We start from the raw sequence: 19,706 nt of genomic DNA on the forward strand, positions 1-19,706 counted from the left end.
GCCCACCGGGCGTCTCTTGCCCCGACTTTGCCTGCCGGGAAACCGGCGTAGGTCCAGACACACGGCCGGCCTGAATCGCTGGGAAGGAGCTGACCTTCGAAGACCGAGATGCTCGCTCCCGCCGGGCTCTTCCAGACGCCGGTGAGTTCGCAGTGCGCGCCGGTGGCCTGCTGCCGCGGCGCTGACAGGTTGATCACCCTGCGGGCCCGCTTCTCGGCCACGGGCAGCCTCCGCTTCACGATGCCGCTCCCGCCGGTTCCCGGTAGTTGCTTTCGGGAACATCGGTGATGAACATGTGCCCGGGCGCGTGGCTGATGGCGAAGGCCGGCCTGGATGCCATGACCGCACTTTGCGGTGTCACGCCGCAGGCCCAGAAAACAGGCACTTCCCCTGCCCTGATCTCCACGGCGTCACCGAAGTCGGGGCGGTTGATGTCTTTGATGCCCAGATCTTCGGGGGAACCGACGTGGACCGGGCTCCCGTGGACCTTGGGGACCTCGGACGTCACCCGGATGGCCGTGTCCACGAGTTCGGGCAGCATCGGTCGCATGGAAACCACCATAGGGCCGTGGATCCTGCCGGAGGGGATGCACTCGACCGTGGTGCGGTACATGGGCACGTTGCGGCCGGTTTCGGTGTGCCGCAGCGGGATCCCCGCACTTGCCAGCGCCGCTTCGAAGGTGAAACTGCAGCCGATAAGGACTCCCACCATGTCGTCGCGCCAGACAGACGCAACGTCGGTAACCTCCTCAGCCAACTCCCCATCCACCCACACCCGGTAAGCGGGGATGTCCGTGCGGATGTCCGAGCCCGCCGCGAGCGAACTTTCAAACTGCCCCGCCGGGATGATGTCGATGATCGGGCAGGCCTTGGCATTGAGCCGGCAGAACTCGATGAATTCGTCCGCGTAGTCTGCCGTGACCGCGATCAGGTTCGCCTGGGTGTAGCCGTCGCTCCAGCCGGAGGTGGGGGTGACCAGGCCGTTCCGGAACTTCAGGCGGGCGTCAGCGGGGGACAGTTGTGCGTGTGGCTGGCTCATTTGGACTCCACGAGTTCAGTGGAGGACTGCAGGTACTCCTCGTCCTCGGCAACGTTGGAGTCGCGGCCCAGGGCCAGACCCACCAGGGTCAGGAGGCAGGCCACGCTGAGGTACATGGCCACCGGGATCCAGCTGTCATAAGTGCTCAGCAGGAGGGTGAACATGAACGGCGCGATGGCACCGCCGAGGATTCCGGCGAAGGTGTAGGCCAGTGAGCTGCCGGTGGAGCGGAGCCGCGGGGAGAACTGCTCGACGACGAACGCCGCCTGCGGTCCGTACATAAACGAGTGGCAGAGCAGGCCGAGCACGATGCCCACGATGAGCATGACCGGGGACCGACCTTCGAGGACGATGAAGAACAGGTAAGCCCACACGGCGGCGCCAACTGCGGCGATGCCGTAAACCAGGCGGCGGTTGATGCGGTCGGAGATGGCGCCGGCAAGCGGCATGGTGAAGATCTGGAGTCCCGAGCCGATGAGCACGGCAACCAGTACCTGGCCGCGGTCGAAGCCGAGTTCCTGAATGCCGTAGGTCAGGGTGAAGACCGTGCACATCGCGTAGAGCACGTCGGGGCCGATGCGGCTGAGCATGGCGGCAATAAGGGGACGGCGCTGCGTGGCCAGCACTTCGCGGATGGGGGCCTTGGGCTTGTCACCGCGGGCTTCCATGGCCTTGAAGATGGGGGTGTCCTCGAGCTTGAGCCGGATCCAGAGGCCGAAGGCGACCAGCAGGGCGGAGATCAGGAACGCAATGCGCCAGCCGTAGTCCAGGAAGGCTTCCTCGGACAGCATCAGCGTCAGGATAGCGAGTGCGCCGTTGGCCATGAGGTTGCCGGCGGGCGGGCCGATCTGGGCAGCAGAGGCCCAGAATCCGCGGCGGTTCGGGTCGCCGAATTCACTGGAAAGCAGGACCGCACCGCCCCATTCGCCGCCGACGCCGACGCCCTGGGCGAAGCGGAGGAAGACCAGGATGGCTGGGGCGATGATGCCGATGTTGTCATAGGTGGGCAGCAGGCCGATGAGGAAAGTCGCGACGCCGATGAGCATCAGCGTGATGACCAGGATCTTCTTGCGGCCGATTTCGTCGCCGAGCCGGCCGAAGATGATGCCGCCTACGGGACGGGAAATGTAGCCCACGGCGTAGGTGGAGAAGGCCAGCAGGGTTCCTGTTACGGGGTCCGAGGCCGGGAAGAAGATCAGCGGAAAGACGATCGCCGCTGCAGCGGAGTAGACAGCGAAGTCATAGAACTCGAGCGCGGTTCCAGTCAGGCTGGCCGCGAATGCCTTGTACATGTCCTTGCGCCCCACCGGGGGCTTCGGGTCAACGGGGGCCATTGCTTGGGGAGTGGCCATTTGTTCCTCCATGGAGAGAGTGGATGTCATCCGCTGCGCGGATGGGCTGGCTTTGCCCCTGCGTGCCCGGCTTGCGGCGTCGCAAGGCGGGCAAAGGAGCGAAAGAGGCGGCTGCCGTGAGGTGATGCGGGAGTCGTAACTGCGATGAATCGTTGGATTGTTGAACAATCCGCTTGTTGAACAATTTACGCGACGTAGATCACACCGTCAAGGGCTAGTTCCTACTCGGTTTGCAAAGGGCCTGAATCCGGCCACGGAAAAGGGAGCCCCCAATCGAGAAGGGCTCCCCTTTTTGCTTCGGGGTGCTTAGTGGCTGGCGTGCGTTACTTCGAGGCCACCGACCCGGCCGCGTGCACCGCTGTCTGGTGCTCCTCGGACCGGTTGAGGTAGTCGGTCAGGCGCTCGGCGGCAAGTTCCGTCTTGCCGGCTTCGAGGGCTTGGCAGATCTGGTCATTGTCCGCCAGCCAGTGCTGGTAGAAACCGCCGTCAACCGACGCCTTGTGGAAGAAGAGGCGCATCTCGGCGAGCACCTGGGACATGATGGTGTTCAGCCGTTCACTCTCCGCCAGGGCCACGAGTGCCCCGTGGAAATGCTGGTTGGCGCTGCCGAGGCCTTCGTTGTCCCCGGCGGCTGCTGCCCTTTTTCCTTCTTCCACGGCCGCCCGCACGGCGGCGATGCGTTCGGGGGTGCCGCCACCGCGGACGGCGCTCACCTCGATGGCGCGCCTGACGGTGTAGACGTCATGGATGTCCTTGGCGCCCAGGCTGGCAACGAAGACGCCGCGGTTGGGTTCGCGGACCAGGAGGCGCTCGCTGACCAGTTCAGCGAAGGCCTCGCGGACGGTGTTCCTGGAGACGCCAAGTTCTTCGGAGAGGGCTTCTTCCTTGAGTTTCACTCCAGGCTGGAGGTCGCCCTCAGCGATCTGCAGCCGCAGTTCAGCGGCCACGCGGGTTGCCACCGACGGCACCGCCACCCGCAGTCTGGACGCCCCGCCGGGAAGTCCGCGGAAGGAGTCAGGTTCAGCATTCGGGTTCAGGGAGGGCATACTCCCGAATTTACACGAACGCCCCACAATCCTTTTGTTGGATTGTCCCCATCAGGGGCACGACAGCCGGAATCACGCTGTGAAATTGCATCCCGGTCCCGGAGCGCAAAACGACGGCGGGCACTGCACGCGCGTCCCCCGTCAGGGTGCGCTGAGGTGAATGCTGATGGCCGTCCCGCCGCTGGGGCTCTGCGATATTTCCAGGCGCCCGCCGTGGGCTGCCGCCACTCTGGCACAGGTGGCCAGCCCCAGCCCCGTTCCGGCAGGATCTCCGTCCCGATGCAGGCGAACCAGTGGTTCCATCACCCGGCGGCGATCAGATGCGCGGATCCCCTTGCCATTGTCTTCCACGAGCACGACGGCGCCGGAGCTGGTCCGCTGGCCGGTGATCCGAATGGCAGCAGGCACATCCGGGCGGCGGTAGGCCACCGCGTTTTGGATCAGGTTCTGCAACGCCACGCGCATCTGGCTTTCGTCAGCTTCGAAAACGAAATCCCCGCACTCGACCACTGCACCGGCTTCCCTCAGATTCAGGCTCAAGTCGTCGGTGACGTCCTTGACAAGGCTGGCCAGTGACAGCTGCGCCCTGGACACCGACCCGCCGATCGTGGCGAACGCAAGCAGTTCCTCCACCATGGACAGCATCCTGCGGGCACTGTTGCCCACGATGTGCAAATATTCAGCGGCCTCCTCGGGAGCCGGCTCACCTTCCATCGCACCCAGCTCAACGTAACCAAGCATGGAGGTCAGCGGATTGCGGAGGTCATGGCTGACGCGGCCGGTAAATTCCGCCAGCCTTTCATTGCTGTCCCTGGCTTCGTCAAGGGCATCTGCCAAGGCGCCATGGAGCGTGGTGACCCGCCGCGCAGCCAGCAGGCGGGTGTGCAGGACAAAGGGGTCCAGGGGTTTACTCACGTAGTCGTCGGCCCCGGCCTTCATCCCTTCCAGCACGTCTTCCTGGGCTCGGTGTGAGGTCAGCAGCACAACGTATGTATAGGAGCCGGTTTCGGCTGCCCGGATCGCACGGCACAGGTCAAACCCGTCGAGCCCCGGCATCATCAGGTCGCTGACCACCACCTGGGGGCGGCGCTCCTGGTAGAGCCGCCATGCAGAATCGCCGTCCGCCGCCACGATGCACTCATGCCCGGACCTTTCGACGGCGGCCTTCGCCACAAGACGGGAGCCTTCGTCGTCGTCCACCACCAGCACTGTCATGGCAGCCGGGGAATCGTCCGGCAGCCCGGATATCTTTGCGGCCTCCCTGCCCAAGCGGGAGGATGTTTCCCGTCCGCCCCACGAATCAATGGCCATTGGACCCTCCGACAATAACTATCACGATGCCCGCCCCATCATCGGTCAGCTTGTAGTGCCGCCCAAGAAACAGGCTAACCGGAATTGTTCGGGTCGCAACCGGGACTGCACGAAACCTTTGGCGCCGATCCGCCTGTCGCTTGCCCGCGGTCAGAGAGTAGGTAGACTGGGCTACCTACTCTATCTGCCTCAGCCAGGACAGCAATGATCAGGAAACAGACCGCTGCACAGACCACACCGCCCAGGCGGCCTGCCCGTGATGCGCTCCTCGAGGCGGCCGCCAAGCACTTCTATGCCTACGGCCTCACGGGGACGGGCATTGACACCATCACGGCCGAAGCAGGCGTGGCCAAGAAGAGCCTCTACAACAACTTTGCGTCCAAGGCTGACTTGGTCACCGCATACCTGTACGCCCGCCATGAAGAGTGGCTGGGGCTGTACCGGGCAAGGCTGGAGAAGGCGGCGAACCCGAAAGACCGCGTTCTGGCCGTCTTTGATGCCTACGCGGACCACGCGGATCTGGCCTACGAGCATGGCTTCCGAGGCTGCGGCCTGCTGAACGCGGCCGCTGAACTTCCCGCCGGAGACCCCGGCCGGGAAGTGGTCCGGCGGCACAAGGAAGAAGTTGAAGGGCTGCTGTCCGGGCACCTGGCCGATCTTCTGCCGGACAAAGCGGCGGACCAGGCAGCGGCCATGGCGCAGCATCTGGCATTCCTCCTTGAAGGCTCCATGGTCCGCGCCGGCCTCGAAGGCAACGACAATCGCGTCCGGGAAGCGCGTGGGATTGCCGCGACCCTGATCGGGAACCTGTGAAAGCACCGGGTTTTCAGGGAGCCACCTGGGGTGCAGTGTTTGTGCTCGCCGCGTCCGTTCTGTGGGGCACCACCGGCACTGCAGCCACCTTCGCCCCGGATGTCAGCCCGCTGGCGATCGGGGCGGTGGCCATGGGCTTCGGCGGCCTGCTTCAAGCTGCGATTGCCGCCCGTCCAATACGGGCGTTCAAAGGTTCCCTACGCCGCCAGTGGCGCACGGTGGCCCTCGGCGCGCTGGCCGTTGCCATGTACCCGCTCGCCTTCTATTCGTCGATGCATCTGGCCGGCGTCGCCGTCGGGACCGTCGTCTCCATCGGTTCGGCACCCCTGGCGTCCGCAGTCATCGAACGTGTGGTGGACAAAAGGCGGCTTACCCGCCGGTGGGCCGTCGGGGCGGTCCTCGGCGTCTCGGGCGCTGCGCTGCTGTGCCTTGCGGAATCTTTCGCGGAATCAGGTCATGCGGATCAGCCACCGGGCGCAGAATGGTCGACGCCGGCAGGCATCGCACTGGGACTGCTGGCCGGACTGACCTACGCACTGTATTCCTGGGCCGCTCACCGCCTGATCAACACCGGCGCGCCATCACGCGCGGTGATGGGCGCCGTCTTCGGCGTCGGCGGGCTGCTGCTCATGCCTGTGCTGGCGGCGACCGGAACTCCGTTCCTTGCGTCCTGGCAGAACTTTTCAGTGGGCGCCTACATGGCGTTGGTCCCCATGTTCGCCGGCTACGTCCTGTTCGGCTGGGGCCTGGCCCGCGTCCGCGCGAGCACGGCCACCACCGTGTCCCTCGCGGAGACGGTGGTGGCAGCTGTCCTCGCAGTGATCGTGGTAGGCGAACGCCTGCCGGCGCTCGCCTGGGTCGGTGCCGCCATGATCGCAGGCAGCCTGTTCATCCTGACCCTTCCCGCCCCGCGGATACCGACGGGGGCCAAGGCTGCTGGCCGCACCCCAGTGCGTCAGTCGACCGACGATACATCCGCGGCAACCGCCGGCAGCGCCTCGGCAGGCTCCTCAGGCTTTTCCGGCGGCTCGGGCTTGTAGACCCACGCCACCAGTACCACCGAGATGATCATCAGCAGGAACCACGCCACCAGCTTCTCAAAGGGCACCAGCTGCCAGCCGTTCAGCTGGCTCGGATAGAGCCAGGCGCCGGACCAGGTGGCAATGTTCTCCGCAATCCAGATGAACAGCGCCACGAGGAGGAAGGCGATGACAAGGGGCATGCGGAAATTCCGCCGGAAAACCCGGAAGTGCATCACGCAACGCCCAAAAATGATTACGACGGCGGCAAGCAGCACCCAGCGCGCGTCCCAGATGTAGTGATGGGTAAAGAAATTCACATAGATGCCTGCCGCCACGATCGCGGTGATCCACCTGCGCGGATACCTTGCGAAACGCAGATCGAAAAGCCGGTACACGCGCACCATGTACGAGCCCACGGCCGCGTACATAAAGCCGCTGAACAGCGGAACGGCGCCAATGCGCAGGAAGCCTTCGGCCTCGTAGGACCAGGAGCCGACGTCGGTCTTGAACAGCTCCATCACCGTTCCCACCAGGTGGAAGAGCACAATCACCCGCAGCTCGCGGAGTGTTTCCAGCCGCGCAACCACCATCAGGACCTGGATAAGCACGGCGGCAATGGTCAGGAAATCGTTCCTGGCCAAGGCTGCATCCTCGGGATACCACAGCCGGGCCGCCATCAACACGGCGAGCAGGGCTGCACCGAAAATGCAGGCCCATGCCTGTTTGAGGCCAAACACCACAAACTCGGTGAGCCTGGAGCGGAATCCTCCAGTCGCAGCGTTGTCGAGGAAACGATGTGCCCCGGCGTCGATCCGTTGCTCGAGGGTCGTGAAACTGCGCATAGGGTCTTCGGTTCCTGACGCTTTAGGGTGCTGGCCTGCTTCGAATGTATAGAGACTCAAAGCTACCTGCCCGCCGCCGTCCCCTAAGCCGGGCACCAGCCGGATCCGCCCAGGTTGCTCCCCGCCTATCATCGCGGTGAGTACAGGCGTAGCGTCTATCCAAGGGAGCAAGACTGCGGTAGCCGATTGGACCCAGAATGGCCTGACGCCGCCGGTCTTGAGCCGCTGCAAGGAGGCGGGAATGGCTGGCTGGAATGCAGACACGGCCGCCGGGCCGTTGGGGTCCGGCACCGTTACGTTGGTGGAAGGTTCATCCTTCTGCATCTCCCTGGCAAATGGGGACATCCATCCGGAACATCCGCACGGGGTTTTCCATGAGGACACCCGCATCCTCTCGCGCTGGAACCTGGCCATCAACGGGCAGCCCCTCGAGCCGCTGACAGCATCGACGCAGGAACCCTACCGGGCCTTGTTCATTGGCCGGGTCCCCCGCTCCGATGGGTACGCGGACAGCCCCCTGATCGTGGAGCGCCTGCGCGAAGTCGGTGCCGGGATCCTGGAGGAGGTCACCATCCGGAACTACTCCTCCGATGAAGCCCAATGCCTGGTCGCCCTCACCGTTGAATCGGACTTCGCGGATCTCTTCGAGGTAAAGGAGGCGCGCATCCAGCGGCGCTGGGATGAAGCCCGCCATGCCGACGGCGACTCACTGACCATCAGTGCCACCTGGCAGGACGTCCGGAAGGGTGTCATCGTCAACGCCAGTGGCGCCGAGGTCACCCCTGAGGCCCTTACCTACCGGGTGGTTGTTCCGCCGCGGGGATACTGGAGCACCACCCTGGCTGTGGTGCCCACCGTCGACGGGGCGGCTCCGGCGGCTTCGTTGGTTCGTCCGGCCCGGGGCGAAACCTCCCCCAGCGATCGTCGCCGCCAGGAATGGGTGGCGAAGATTCCCAGGCTGCATATCAGCAACCGCTCCATCGAACGGACCCTCCGTCGCAGCTATGACGACCTGGGCGCGCTCCGCATTGAAGATCCCGCCCACCCGGAACGGATCGTCGTGGCCGCCGGCGCGCCGTGGTTCATGACGCTCTTTGGCCGGGACTCGCTCTGGGCCTCCGAAATGGCGTTACCAGTGGACCCGTCCCTGGCACTGGGCACCCTGCAGACCCTGGCGGACCGCCAAGGCCGCGTAGTGGATCCCATGAGCGAGGAGGAACCGGGAAAGATCCTGCACGAGGTCAGGCTCGGCGTCTCCAGCGGCCTGTCCCTTGGCGGAAAATCCGTTTACTACGGCAGTGTCGATGCGACTCCGCAGTTCGTCATGGCTCTCGGGTCGGTCAGCCGCTGGGGTTTTGCCAAGGACACCATCACTGCACTGCTGCCCCACGCCGACCGCGCTCTGGATTGGATTCGGAACTATGGGGACAAAGACGGCGACGGGTTCGTCGAGTACCAGCGCCTCAACGATCAGGGCCTCATCAACCAGGGCTGGAAAGACTCCTGGGACGGCGTCAACTTCGCGGACGGCCATGTGGCGGAACCCCCGATCGCGCTCTGCGAAGTCCAGGCTTTGGTCTACTCCGCCTTCCTTTCCCGTGCGTGGATAGCGTATGACGCCGGCGACGCACCTTTGGCCGCCGAACTGGCCACCGAAGCGGCTCAATTGAAGAAACGGTTCAACGAAGCGTTCTGGATGCCTGACCGTGGCTACTACGCCATCGCCCTGGATGGAAAGAAACGGCAGGTGGACGCGTGCGCGTCCAACATGGGGCAATGCCTGTGGCAAGGCATCGTCGATGAGGACAAAATTCAGCAGGTTGCAGAACGCCTGATGTCCCCCGAGATGTTCAGCGGCTGGGGCATACGAACCCTTGCAAGCGACATGGGCGCCTACAACCCGGCCAGTTACCACAACGGCTCGGTCTGGCCGCACGATAACGCCATCATCGCGGCCGGCCTGATGCGTTACGGCTTCGTGAATGAGGCACAGCGGATCGCCACGGCACTTTTCGAGGCGGCCGATTACAGTGATGGCCGACTCCCGGAGTTGTTCTGTGGCTTCAGCCGCGAGCAAGTACCCGAGCCCGTGCCGTATCCGACGGCGTGCTCCCCCCAGGCGTGGGCAGCGACCACACCGATCATGTTGATTACCAGCCTGATGCGGTACGACGCCCACGTTTCCCGGGGCGGATTCTGGATGGACCCGGCACTACCGGAGTCATACGGCAGCCTGCACCTTACAAACGCGCCCATGGCGGGAAGCCGGATTACCATCGATATCGCCGGGTCCGAACCTTCCGTGCAGGGTCTGCCCGACGAAATTACCTTCCACCGTGAACACCGGCCCTGGCTAACCGAACTGATGGAGGAAGCCGGGCTGGGCGGCGCGGGCTAAGTGCTTCACCACTGTGGTTACGGCCGGCCAGGATGCCTGTCCCGCAGGTCAGACGTGCTGGTCGACGAGCACCGGGTTGCCGTCCGGGTCAACCACCATGAAGCTCGCCGGCCCAGTGGTTGATTCGTCGGCCTCGGCAACGAACTCCACGTCTTTGCCTTTCAGCTCCCGCTGGAGTTCGCGCACATCGGTGAAGGAGTCCACCGCCTCGGCGTTCTGGTTCCAGCCCGGATTGAACGTGAGCATGTTCTTCTCGAACATCCCTTGGAAGAGCCCGATCACTGTTTCGCCGTTCTTCAGGATCAGCCAATTCTGGGTGATGTCGCCGCCGAAACTCGTGAAGCCCAGTTTCTCGTAGAACGCGGCAGAGGCTGCAATGTCCTTGACCGTGAGGCTGATCGAAAAGGCACCAAGCTGCATGGGTTACTCCACTCTCCAAAGGGGACGGGTATTCCGATGGTACGCCCGCCGATCTGTCGCTCGACGAGGTACACCTCCAACTGGATTCCGATGCGGGCAGCGTCTAGCGTGAGTTCCATGTCAGCGTCCGATCCATCAGCGAAGTCCGGCGGCAACCCGTTGCTTGTCCTGGGAAAAATCACCTCCATCCTGGATGCCTTCTCCCTCTCCAAACCGGTCCTGTCGCTGAGCGATATCCGCGAGCACACCGGCATGCCCACGTCCACGGTGCAGCGGCTGGTCACCAACCTGACCTCGCAGGGATTCCTGGACCGCGAGGAGGATGCCTACCGCATCGGCATGCGGATGGCCTACTGGGCGGCCCCGGCAACCCGCGGCATGGAAGTGGTGGACATCCTGGGTCCGTTGCTTAAGAAGCTGCGCGACACCACCGGTGAGACCGCGTGTTTCTTCAAGTCCGAGCAGCATTACCGCGTGTGCGTGGCCCTGGCCGAAACGCGCCATGCCCTTCGCCGGGAGATGCACCTCGGCAAGGTTGCCCCGCTGTATGCAGGTTCCGCCGGCCGGGTCCTGCTGGCGTGGGATCCGGAGCTGATGGACGCCGTCCTGCGCGATCCCCTGACTCCGATCACGGAATCCACCATCACTACCTCCGAGGACCTGGCTGTGGCCGTCAAACAGACCCGGCGGGACGGGTTTGCCATCACGGTCGGCGAGCGCGAAGACGGGGCGTCCGGCCTGTCCGCCCCTGTGTTCGACTCGGCAGCCGGCCTGGTGGGTGCGGTGACCATCAGCGGACCTACCCTCCGGATGCCGCTGGAGACCTGCGAAGCCTGGGTGGAGCCCCTGCTCACCACGGCGGAACACATGACCAGGCTGATCGGTGGCCGGTTTCCCGGCGAGTCCTAGGACCCACCGGGAAACCGAGGAAAGCTACAGCGCGGCGATGGTCTTTCCGGCAGCCCGCATCGCAACAGCGTCGGTGGCGATGAGGACGTCCGCGAAGTTCTCCGCATAGTCCCCCAGGTCCTCCGCTACGGAACCCACTACGGCAATGACGGGAATCTGCCGTCCGGAGTTCCGTACCCGTTCGAGGATGGCGGAGATGATCTTCCCTTCGCCGGTTTGCGAGTCCAGGCGCCCCTCGCCCACCACGACGGCGTCGGCAGACTCCAGCAGGGCGTCAAACCCGGCTGCATCGAGAACGGCGTCCGCCCCGGACACCAGGTCAGCCCCAAAGTGCGCCCACAACCCGCCGGACAGGCCACCCGCCGCACCAATGCGGGGCACGCCCGACGGGTTGCGCGGATAAGAGGCGGACAGGTGCGCCAGGCGTTCTTCCAGCAGTTTTACGGTGGCAGGATCGGCACCCTTCTGCGGCCCGAATACACGCGGGGCATCCAGGAAGCTGGTGGTCACCATGAGGCCCATCCCGTACGTGCTCGCGGCCATCGCATCGGCGGGGCTGAGCCGCGCGGCAGAGAGCCCGCTCGCCTGCGCCACCTCGACGACGGCGGTCCCGTCGGCTGCCAGCCCGATGCTCGCCTGCAGCGGCTCACCCCAGGAATTGACGACGTCGACAGTCACGGGTGATGCGCGCAGGCTGCGGCAGAGCGCGTCGAAGGTTCCTTCCCCGCCGTCGGCTACGGGCAGTTGCGTCGCCGGGCGCCCGCCGTCGTTGACGCCTGCGGCGATGGCCGCCGCCACCTCGGCCGCCGAGTACGTCCCCTTGAAGCTGTCCCGGGCAATAGGACGGTCATGCCGAAGGGATCTGGTTGACCGCGTGCGGAGGCGTGCGTCCTTCGGCGATGGCGATGGCGTTGAGCGCGCTTAACCGGGCCATCTCGCTGCGGACCCGCACGGTGGCGCTGCCGACATGCGGCAGCAGCACCGTGTTGGGCAGCTCTGCGAGTCCGGGCGCAAGTCGCGGTTCGTCCTCGAAGACGTCCAGGCCGGCAGCGGCAATCTCGCCGGTGCGCAGGGCATCTACGAGGGCGGCCTCGTCCACCACGGGACCGCGGGCGGTGTTGATCAGGATGGCGTCCGGCTTCATCCGGGCCAGCACGCCGGCGTCCACGAGGTGCCGCGTCTGGTCGTTCAGCGGGACGTGGAGGGACAGGAAATCGCTGCGTTCCACCAGCTCGGGCCATGGCACTTGCCGGACCTTGCCGGCGAACTCGCCGAGTTCCTCTTCGCTGACGGGACGGTCCCCCGGGGGACGCGGCGCGAAAACCACCTCCATGCCGAAACCCAGCGCACGCCGGGCGGTGGCGCGGGCGATCCGGCCGAACCCGGCCAGGCCCAGCACGGCCCCGGAGACGTCCCGGCCCAGCATGAACTCCGGTTCCCAGCCCTGGAACTTGCCGTCGCGGACCAGCTGGTCTGCTTCCACTACGCGGCGGGCGGTGCCGAGGATGAGCAGCATGGCGATGTCCGCCGTCGCGTCCGTCAAAACCCCGGGAGTGTTGCCAACAACGATGCCGTGTCGCGTTGCCGCGGCGACGTCGATGTTGTTGTATCCCACAGCGTAGTTGGAGACGCCCTTCACCCTGGCGTCGGCCAGGAGCGGCTCGTCGATGACGTCGCGCAGCTGGGTGAGGACCACGTCGTAGTCCCCCGAAGCGCACAGCGCCGCCAGCGTGCGGTAGTCAGGCGGCTCGGGCAGCACGGTGACCTGGCCGGCGTCGGACAGCAGTTGAAGCCCCGGTTCCGGGATGGCGGTGGTGACGAGGAAATGGCTGCCCATCGTCAGTTGCCTCCCGTTGTGCCGGACTGGAGCGCGTCCTCAAAGGGAAGGACCCAGTCGAAGGCTTTGGCCTTGGACCGGGCGCCTTGGGCAGCTTTGGAGCGGTTGGCTTCCCCCAGTTCGGCCAGCAGTTCCTCGGACAGGACCACGAGGTCCGCGAAGGCGTCCGTGGTCAGCCACTCGGGGCGGGTGGCGAACAGGATGTCTTCGCTGGAGGTGTTGCCGCTGGCGCCCGGGGCGAAGGGGCAGCCGCCGAGGCCGCCGAGGGCGCCGTCCACCATGGCTGCGCCGGCCTGGATGGCGGCGAGGGTGTTGGCTACTCCCAGGCCCCACGTGTCGTGGCCGTGGTAGACGATCCTCCGCGCCGGGGACTCGTCCCGGACCCGGGCGATCAGCCCGGCAACCTGGGCCGGGATGGCCTGCCCCAGGGTGTCGCAGATGACGATGTCCGTGGTGCCCTCGGCCCGGGGGTCGTTGGCGATGGACAGGATGCGCTCCTCGGGCACATAGCCTTCGAACGGGCACGTGAAGGATGTCGCGATGCACAGCTGGATCTGGCCGTTGACTGCCCGGGCGTATTCCACCGCCTCGGGCAGGGCGGCCAGGCTTTCATCCGTGGTCCGGCCGATATTCGCCTTGTTGTGGGAATCCGATGCCGACAGGCAGTACTGGAAGTTCCTCGCGCCGGCGGCCGAGGCCTTGGCTACATGGCCGGGGGTGGCCACCCAGATCCAGCATTTTTCCAGTTCCTCCGGGCTGAGGGCCTGGACCACCTCCAGGGTGTTGGCCATGGTGGGCACAAGGTCAGCGCGTGCCATCGAGCCGAGCTCGATGGCCGGAACGCCCAGCCGGATCAGCTCCCGGACGGTTTCGACTTTCCGCTCGGTGGAGAGCATTTTCCCGGTGAGCTGCAGCCCGTCCCGGAGGGTCACGTCCCGGAGGATGGTGTTCCCGAGCGTTGTTGCGAGGCTGGTTTCGTTGGGGTTCATGGCTGGAGGGCCTCCTCGCGGCCGGAGGCCGCCGTGATCTCGGCGGAGTCCATATGGAGGAGCCCGCGGAGGATTTCATCGGTGTTTTCGCCCAGGTCCGGTCCGAGGTTCCGGATGGGCAGCGACTGGTCTCCAATCACCGGGACGATACCGGGGAAGCCCACGCCGGGCAGGAGCTCCTCCCCTGTGGAAACATCGAATTTCTGGATCATGTTCCGGGCCGCGTACTGGGTATCAGTGCTGATGTCCGCCGCGGTGTAGATGGGACCGGCCGGAACACCGGCGTCATCCAGTGCTGCCAGGGCGTCGGCGGCGTCCAGTTCCGCCGTCCAGGCGCCGATGGCCTGGTCCAGCTCTTCGCGCTTCGCCCAGCGGCCGGCGTTGGTCTGCAGGGTCGGATCCTCGGCCAGGTCCGGGCGGCCGATGGTCTGCATGTAGCGCTGGTAGATCGAGTCCCCGTTGCCGGCCACCACGATGCTGGCGCCGTCCTTGCAGATGTACGCGTTGGACGGGGCGATCCCTTCCATCCGGCCGCCAACCCGCTGCCGGTCCACGCCGTAGGCCTGGTAGTCCGGAATAAGGGATTCCATCATGGAGAACATGGCCTCGTTCAGCGCAACGTCGATGATCCGCTCGGTGAGCGGCACCGCGCCAGCCACGTCCCGCCGTCGTGCTTCCCGTTGGTAGAGGCTCATCATGGCGCCGAAGGCTGCGTAGAGGCCTGCGATTGAGTCCCCGATGGAAACCCCCACCCTGACCGGCGGGCGGTCCGGGTCACCCACGAGGTTCCGGAACCCGCCGTAGGCTTCGGCGACGGCGGCGAAGCCGGGCCGCTCCGACAGCGGCCCCGTCTGACCGAAGGCTGAGATCCGGGTGATGATGAGGTCCGGGTTGGCTTCGTTGAGCACCTCCGGGCCGAGGCCCCACCGCTCCAGCGTGCCCGGCCGGAAATTTTCCAGCAGGATGTCCGACTTGGCGGCCAGTGCCAGCACGGCCTTCTTGCCGGCCTCGGTCCGAAGGTCCAGGACCACTGACTTCTTGTTGCGGTTGATGGTCCGGTAGAGCATGGAGGTATCGCCTTTATGCAGGCGCCAGTTACGCAGCTCATCACCGGTTCCCGGCCGTTCAACCTTGATCACTTCGGCGCCGAAATCGGCGAGCAGCCTGCCAGCGGTGGGCGCCGCGATGTAGTTTCCGAGCTCCAGGACGCGGACTCCCTCCAGGGGCGCGATGCGTGTCTGTGTCATGTCATTCTTCTTTCGTTGGCGTGTGCCTGGACGGACGGAGCTGATCCGGTCAGAACAGCAGGCTCATGGGCAGGATCAGCAGGATCGCGACGACGGAGGCCACCGAGACCCCCACCGTCACCGACTTCAGGGCGCCCCTCACACTCTGCCCCAAAAGGGACTGCAGGAGCCAGAAGGTGTTGCTGGTGACATGAACCATGAAGAGCGATCCGGCGCCGGCGGCAAGAGCCAGGAGAACCGGGTCCAGCCCGATGGCCGGCGCAATCGGTGCCAGCAGTCCGGCCGCGGTGATGGCTGACAGCGTGACGGAGCCGACGGCGATGTGCAGCACAGCCGCGATAGCCCAGACCACCAGCAGCGGGGCAACGGTGCTCGCCGAGAAGAATCCGCCCAGGATGTCGCCGAGGCCGGCCGCGGCGACGGTTGCCGCGAGGGACCCGCCCACACCGGTGAGGATCAGGATCTGGCCGCTTTCCTTGAAGCCCACGGTGATGGCCTGTTCGACTTTTTCCTGGCCGATGGCGGCGCGGGTGACGAGGCAGGTGCCGATCAGTCCGATGAGCAGGGCGATGACGGGCTCGCCGAGAAGCTGCAGCCAGGGCATTTCGATGTCCAGGATCTCCATGATCGCGCCGGCGCCGATGAGGAGCAGCGAGGTCAGGAGCGGGGCGAACAACAGGATCAAGGGTGCCTGCTTCCGTTCGCGTTCAGCCACGGTCACTGTTCCACCGCCGGGCTGGGCGCCTGACGCCGTGCCCTGCCCGCTGCCGCCGGAAACGCCGGCCGCTGGCTGGCCGGCTGCTGACTGGCCGGCTGCAGGCTGGCGCGTCCCGCCGTCGTACTCTTCCTCCCCCTCGCGGTCCTCTTCCTCCACGAAGGTGTGGTCCTCGTCCCTGGCCTCGTTCCAGAAGCCGCGGCGGAACAGGAACGTCATGATGGCGATGGAGATGACGATGGTGGGGATGACCAGGAGGAGCCCGAACAGCAGCATCTTGCCGAGCGGCACGTTCAGCAGGCCGGCGAGGGCGAGGGACGCGACGCCGGGGACCGTGAAGACGATGCCGCATTCAAGGGCGATGGCCATGGCGGTTGCCATCCGGGCGGTCCCGAGCTTGCCGATTTTCGGAGCCAGCTTGCGGGCCAAGGGGGCGGAAATCACGAGCAGCACGTCCAGGAAGATGGACTGCAGGACCGTTCCGATGGCCAGGCCCATGGTGTAGGGCAGGCGCTTGGGGCCGAAGGTGTCCAGCAGGTGCTCCACGAGGCGGCGGATGGCGCCGCTCTGGTTGAGGATGGAGCCCATCAAGACGCCGAAGGCGATGAGCAGGCCCACGTCCACCATGATCTCGCCGAAACCGGAGGTGATGGTTTTGACTGTTTTTTCGACGCCGAAGCCGGCGGCGAGGCCCAAGTACACCGAACCGATGACCAGGGCGATGACGGGATTAACTCTGAAACGGACAATCAGGACCACGGCGGCGAGGACCGCAACAGCCGTGTTGATCAGGACAGCTATGTCTTGCATGTTTGGGGAATCCGATCGTTGGGCCTTCCACATTGAAGGCTTGGGAACAGACGTACACCGTGAGGGAGGCCACGTCTCTAAACCCATATTATGGGATGGAACTCACAATGCAAGACCCTCCGCCTTTTATGTCCAGATGAGAGGCACCCCAGGCGGGGCCAGCGGACCTGCTTCGGGCAGGACAAAACGGACGACGCCGGGGGATTCCCGGCGTCGTCCGTTTCAGTTTTAGGCGGTCCCCAGCCGCCGGCTACGGCTTTTTGGTGGTTCCCGCAGTCTTTGCAGTTGTTGCGGTCTTTGCAGTTGCAGAGCTGCTTGAGCTCCGGGCAGCGCCGCTGGAGGTGGTGTCCTTGGGGTTGTCCGCGTCCTGGAGTTCCACTTCAGCGGTGGCCTGGATGAGAGCGAGCAGGTCGGGGTCGAGGCCCGGCGCGAATTCCTCGCGGCGCTCCGGCGAGATGGTCATGGGGAAGCCCTCGGGCATCACGTCGGTGCTGAGCTCGGTGCCATCGTTGGAGGGCGATGCCCCGCGGTAGAGCTTGCCGGCTTCGCTGAGGTTGTCCGCGCTGAACGTGTACTGGATGCTCTGCAGCCCCGCGTCCAGCAGCTTTTTGACCTCGGGGAATTGCTCCGCGTTGGTCTTGGGGATGGGCAGCACCTTGCCCCAGTTCACGCCGAGGCTTTCCAGCGCCTTGGCGAAAGCGTTCTCGTGCGCCTGGTCCCGGACGATCAGGTAGGCGATGGTGGACCGCGCCGTTTTGTTCTCTGTCATCTCGTAGATGCGGCATTTCTGGAGCCGGCCGGTGGATTCCAGCATCAGGTTGTACAGCAGGTCCAGGACCAGGTTTCCGCTGTTATAGACATAGGATCCGCTCCAGGGGTTGCCGGCCGCGTCCACGGGCAACGCACCTGGGCGCCTACCAGGTAGTGGTGGATATTACTGGTGTCCAGGGCGATTTTAAGCGGCGTGGCACCTTTAGCGCCGGGCTGGTCCACGGGATCGGTCTTCTTGCCCTGGTACCGCGGGGAGCCGTCCAGGAGCTGGGAGATGGTGGTGCCGATGAGCTCAACGTGGCTGATTTCCTCGGTCCCCACCCCCTGGAGCAGGTCTTTGTAAGGCTTGGACGCGGGGTCGCCCCGGAAGTTCATGCTTTGGAACAGGTACTGCATCATGGTGCGCATCTCGCCGAACTGCCCGCCCAGCCCTTCCTGCAAAGCGTTCGCCGCTGCGGGGTCCGGCTCGTCGGCGGCGATTTCGTTGATCAGTTGCTGGGTATGCAAGTACATGGAATTTCCTCACTTTTTGATCTGGTACCTCGGGTGGACTGCTGGTTTCAATGGAGGGAGTCGGGCCCGGCTGCGGTTTTCGATGGAGCCCGGCTGAGCGTACGACGGCGGGGCGGCAAGGTCGGGCGCGCCGGCTGCGGGGCTCCCGCGGCCGCGGTTGGCCGTGGCCGCCTCAAGCGCCACACGGCCGGCGCCGGTGAGCCCGATGACAAGGTGACGCGGGTCCCGCGAAGGCTGGCTCCTGCTCACCAGCCCCGCGATTTGCAACCTGGCCAGAATCCTGCCGATGGTCCGGCTTTTGGCGTGGACGGCGGTGGCCAGCTGTTCCCGGTTCCGGGCGCCGGCGGCAAGGCCTTCCAGTGTGATGACCGCGGCGCGGGTCAGGCCCAGCGCGACGAGAACGTCATCCTGGCGGCGCTGCGCCAACCTCGCCGACAAAGACAGAAGGCGGCAGCCGTTCCGGAGTTTGCGGTCTGAGTCGGCGATCATCGCAAGCTGCCCCTTCCTTGGGACTATCCGGTGTGGGGCCTACCATAAGCATGCTTAGTATCTGTTTGGCAAGGATGCCTGGCTTTTATCTTGAGGAGCGGCTTCTAACGCTCAACCGCGAACGCTCCCCTTAGTGCCGGGCCTTGCATATTCAATAGCAAGTGTGCTTAGTATCTAGTTAGTAATCATGCTTACTATTGCGAAGCCAGCAGTGCTGGCGGCTCTTGCCAGCGAAACCCTTCACGAAAGAGAGCGACCATGACTGAAAACCAATGGCCCCAAACTGCGTCACCAGCGACCCTGGACCAGTACGGCAACCCAGCGCCCGTGGCTGGACCAGGCGGCGGATCGGCCTCCAAGACCGAGGCCGTCAAGGGCGAGGCTTCACAGGTAGCCAGTCAGGCCACGGGTGCGGCCAAGGATGTGGCACAGACGGCAAAGGCAGAGGCCTCCAACGTGGCCGCCGAGGTACGGACCAATGCCCGGGACCTCCTGCACCAGGCCAAGTCGGACCTCACCAGCCAGGCAGGAACCCAGCAGCAGAAGGTTGCAGAGGGAATCCGCTCCGTCTCCTCGGAGCTGCGCACCATGGCGGACGCCTCCAACCAGCCCGGCGTAGCGTCGGACCTCATCAGGGAGGCCGCCGACCGTTCGCAGTCCGTGGCATCCTGGCTCGACAGCCGGGATCCCGGTTCGCTGCTCACAGAGGTAAAGAGTTTCGCCCGGCAGCGTCCAGGCACGTTCCTTCTGCTGGCTGCTGGCGCGGGCGTCCTTGCCGGACGGCTCACCCGCAGTTTGGCCGCCGGGGCACCGGAAGCATCCGGCCAGGCGTCCGCAACTGCCCCGAGGTCCGCGCCGATGACCGCTCCCAGGACCGCCCCGCAGACTGGCATCCGCCAGGAGACCGTGTTTGCGGCAGGCGATGACCGCGGCTTATTTGAAGAGCCCTCCGTCTCGGGCAGCCCGATGTCCACCCAGTCGCTGCCAACCGGCACCGCTGCGGACACCCCACTGCGCGAAGAAGATGATCCGTTCCGCAGCAGCACGGCACGGGATACGGAAGGTCGTCACCTGTGAGCAGCCAGATGCCGGAGACTCCTGCGTCAGCGGCGCATGCGAAGGCGGATAACACGTCCCTGGGTGACCTGCTTGGTGAGGTGACCCGGGATTTGTCCACGCTGAT

At 65.3% G+C, this 19,706-nt stretch carries 18 protein-coding genes and 1 pseudogene; 5 read left to right on the top strand and 14 right to left on the bottom strand.

The features are described from left to right. The 5 genes from ACLKOZ_RS16715 to ACLKOZ_RS16735 form a co-directional block, all read right to left on the bottom strand. On the bottom strand, positions 1 to 239 hold a 239-nt coding region (locus ACLKOZ_RS16715), incomplete at its 3' end, for a hypothetical protein (protein ID WP_436476670.1). Next, positions 236 to 1,039: a putative hydro-lyase gene (locus ACLKOZ_RS16720; protein WP_337349212.1), complete on the bottom strand. Its 804-nt coding sequence runs from the start codon at positions 1,037 to 1,039 to the stop codon at positions 236 to 238. The genes ACLKOZ_RS16715 and ACLKOZ_RS16720, both read right to left, overlap by 4 nt. Beyond that, a complete protein-coding gene (locus tag ACLKOZ_RS16725) occupies positions 1,036 to 2,391 on the bottom strand; it encodes an MFS transporter (protein ID WP_337352760.1) in 1,356 nt (451 codons plus the stop codon). Before ACLKOZ_RS16725 ends, ACLKOZ_RS16720 begins: the two co-directional genes overlap by 4 nt. A gap of 323 nt (positions 2,392 to 2,714) precedes the next feature. After that, the gene (locus tag ACLKOZ_RS16730; protein ID WP_436476672.1) at positions 2,715 to 3,437 is read right to left on the bottom strand and encodes a GntR family transcriptional regulator; all 723 of its coding nucleotides are present in this window, start codon (positions 3,435 to 3,437) and stop codon (positions 2,715 to 2,717) included. Between the two features lie 141 nt (positions 3,438 to 3,578). Continuing rightward, positions 3,579 to 4,748, bottom strand: a complete 1,170-nt coding sequence (locus ACLKOZ_RS16735) for a sensor histidine kinase (protein ID WP_436476674.1) — start codon at positions 4,746 to 4,748, stop codon at positions 3,579 to 3,581. Between the two features lie 204 nt (positions 4,749 to 4,952). Between ACLKOZ_RS16735 and ACLKOZ_RS16740 the strand changes: the two genes are divergently transcribed. Both ACLKOZ_RS16740 and ACLKOZ_RS16745 read left to right on the top strand, forming a co-directional pair. After that, entirely contained in the window at positions 4,953 to 5,561 is a 609-nt protein-coding gene (locus ACLKOZ_RS16740; RefSeq protein WP_436476676.1) for a TetR/AcrR family transcriptional regulator, read from the top strand. Beyond that, entirely contained in the window at positions 5,558 to 6,601 is a 1,044-nt protein-coding gene (locus ACLKOZ_RS16745) for a DMT family transporter (protein WP_436476677.1), read from the top strand. Before ACLKOZ_RS16740 ends, ACLKOZ_RS16745 begins: the two co-directional genes overlap by 4 nt. Here the strand turns inward: ACLKOZ_RS16745 and ACLKOZ_RS16750 are convergent. Then, entirely contained in the window at positions 6,517 to 7,425 is a 909-nt protein-coding gene (locus ACLKOZ_RS16750; protein WP_436476679.1) for a DUF817 domain-containing protein, read from the bottom strand. The genes ACLKOZ_RS16745 and ACLKOZ_RS16750 overlap by 85 nt on opposite strands. Before the next feature lie 241 nt (positions 7,426 to 7,666). On the opposite strand from ACLKOZ_RS16750, the gene ACLKOZ_RS16755 reads away from it, so the two are divergent. Beyond that, the gene (locus ACLKOZ_RS16755; RefSeq protein ID WP_436476681.1) at positions 7,667 to 9,823 is read left to right on the top strand and encodes an amylo-alpha-1,6-glucosidase; all 2,157 of its coding nucleotides are present in this window, start codon (positions 7,667 to 7,669) and stop codon (positions 9,821 to 9,823) included. A 48-nt stretch (positions 9,824 to 9,871) separates the two neighbouring features. Here ACLKOZ_RS16755 and ACLKOZ_RS16760 read toward each other — a convergent pair whose 3' ends face one another. Continuing rightward, positions 9,872 to 10,243 (bottom strand): VOC family protein, encoded by a 372-nt coding sequence (locus tag ACLKOZ_RS16760; protein WP_436476683.1) that lies wholly within the window; start codon positions 10,241 to 10,243, stop codon positions 9,872 to 9,874. Between the two features lie 117 nt (positions 10,244 to 10,360). Between ACLKOZ_RS16760 and ACLKOZ_RS16765 the strand changes: the two genes are divergently transcribed. Then, complete coding sequence (locus tag ACLKOZ_RS16765) at positions 10,361 to 11,152, top strand: IclR family transcriptional regulator (protein WP_436476685.1); 792 nt, start codon at positions 10,361 to 10,363, stop codon at positions 11,150 to 11,152. 24 nt (positions 11,153 to 11,176) lie between these two features. Here the strand turns inward: ACLKOZ_RS16765 and ACLKOZ_RS16770 are convergent, their stop codons facing one another. From ACLKOZ_RS16770 to ACLKOZ_RS16800, 7 genes and pseudogenes are all read right to left on the bottom strand, one after another. Then, positions 11,177 to 11,992, bottom strand: a complete 816-nt coding sequence (locus ACLKOZ_RS16770; protein ID WP_436476697.1) for a glycerate kinase — start codon at positions 11,990 to 11,992, stop codon at positions 11,177 to 11,179. Positions 11,993 to 11,999: 7 nt separating this feature from the next. Beyond that, positions 12,000 to 12,989, bottom strand: a complete 990-nt coding sequence (locus tag ACLKOZ_RS16775; RefSeq protein ID WP_436476687.1) for a 2-hydroxyacid dehydrogenase — start codon at positions 12,987 to 12,989, stop codon at positions 12,000 to 12,002. Positions 12,990 to 12,991: 2 nt separating this feature from the next. Further along, entirely contained in the window at positions 12,992 to 13,978 is a 987-nt protein-coding gene (locus ACLKOZ_RS16780; RefSeq protein ID WP_436476689.1) for a hydroxymethylglutaryl-CoA lyase, read from the bottom strand. After that, on the bottom strand, positions 13,975 to 15,225 hold the full coding sequence (locus ACLKOZ_RS16785; RefSeq protein ID WP_436476691.1) for a CaiB/BaiF CoA transferase family protein: 1,251 nt from the start codon (positions 15,223 to 15,225) through the stop codon (positions 13,975 to 13,977). The genes ACLKOZ_RS16780 and ACLKOZ_RS16785 overlap by 4 nt, the downstream gene beginning before the upstream one ends. A 49-nt stretch (positions 15,226 to 15,274) precedes the next feature. Beyond that, entirely contained in the window at positions 15,275 to 16,750 is a 1,476-nt protein-coding gene (locus ACLKOZ_RS16790; RefSeq protein ID WP_436476693.1) for a GntP family permease, read from the bottom strand. A gap of 250 nt (positions 16,751 to 17,000) precedes the next feature. After that, positions 17,001 to 18,034, bottom strand: a pseudogene (locus ACLKOZ_RS16795) (manganese catalase family protein). Positions 18,035 to 18,043: 9 nt separating this feature from the next. Continuing rightward, positions 18,044 to 18,523 (bottom strand): MarR family winged helix-turn-helix transcriptional regulator, encoded by a 480-nt coding sequence (locus tag ACLKOZ_RS16800; RefSeq protein ID WP_436476699.1) that lies wholly within the window; start codon positions 18,521 to 18,523, stop codon positions 18,044 to 18,046. A gap of 258 nt (positions 18,524 to 18,781) precedes the next feature. Here ACLKOZ_RS16800 and ACLKOZ_RS16805 point away from each other — a divergent pair, with 258 nt between their 5' ends. Then, positions 18,782 to 19,600 carry a hypothetical protein gene (locus tag ACLKOZ_RS16805; protein ID WP_436476695.1) on the top strand — a complete coding sequence of 273 codons (819 nt, stop codon included), beginning with the start codon at positions 18,782 to 18,784 and terminating at the stop codon, positions 19,598 to 19,600. The last annotated feature ends 106 nt before the right edge of the window (positions 19,601 to 19,706 follow it).

It is taken from the genome of Arthrobacter sp. R4 (assembly GCF_051365025.1).
GTDB lineage: Bacteria > Actinomycetota > Actinomycetes > Actinomycetales > Micrococcaceae > Arthrobacter.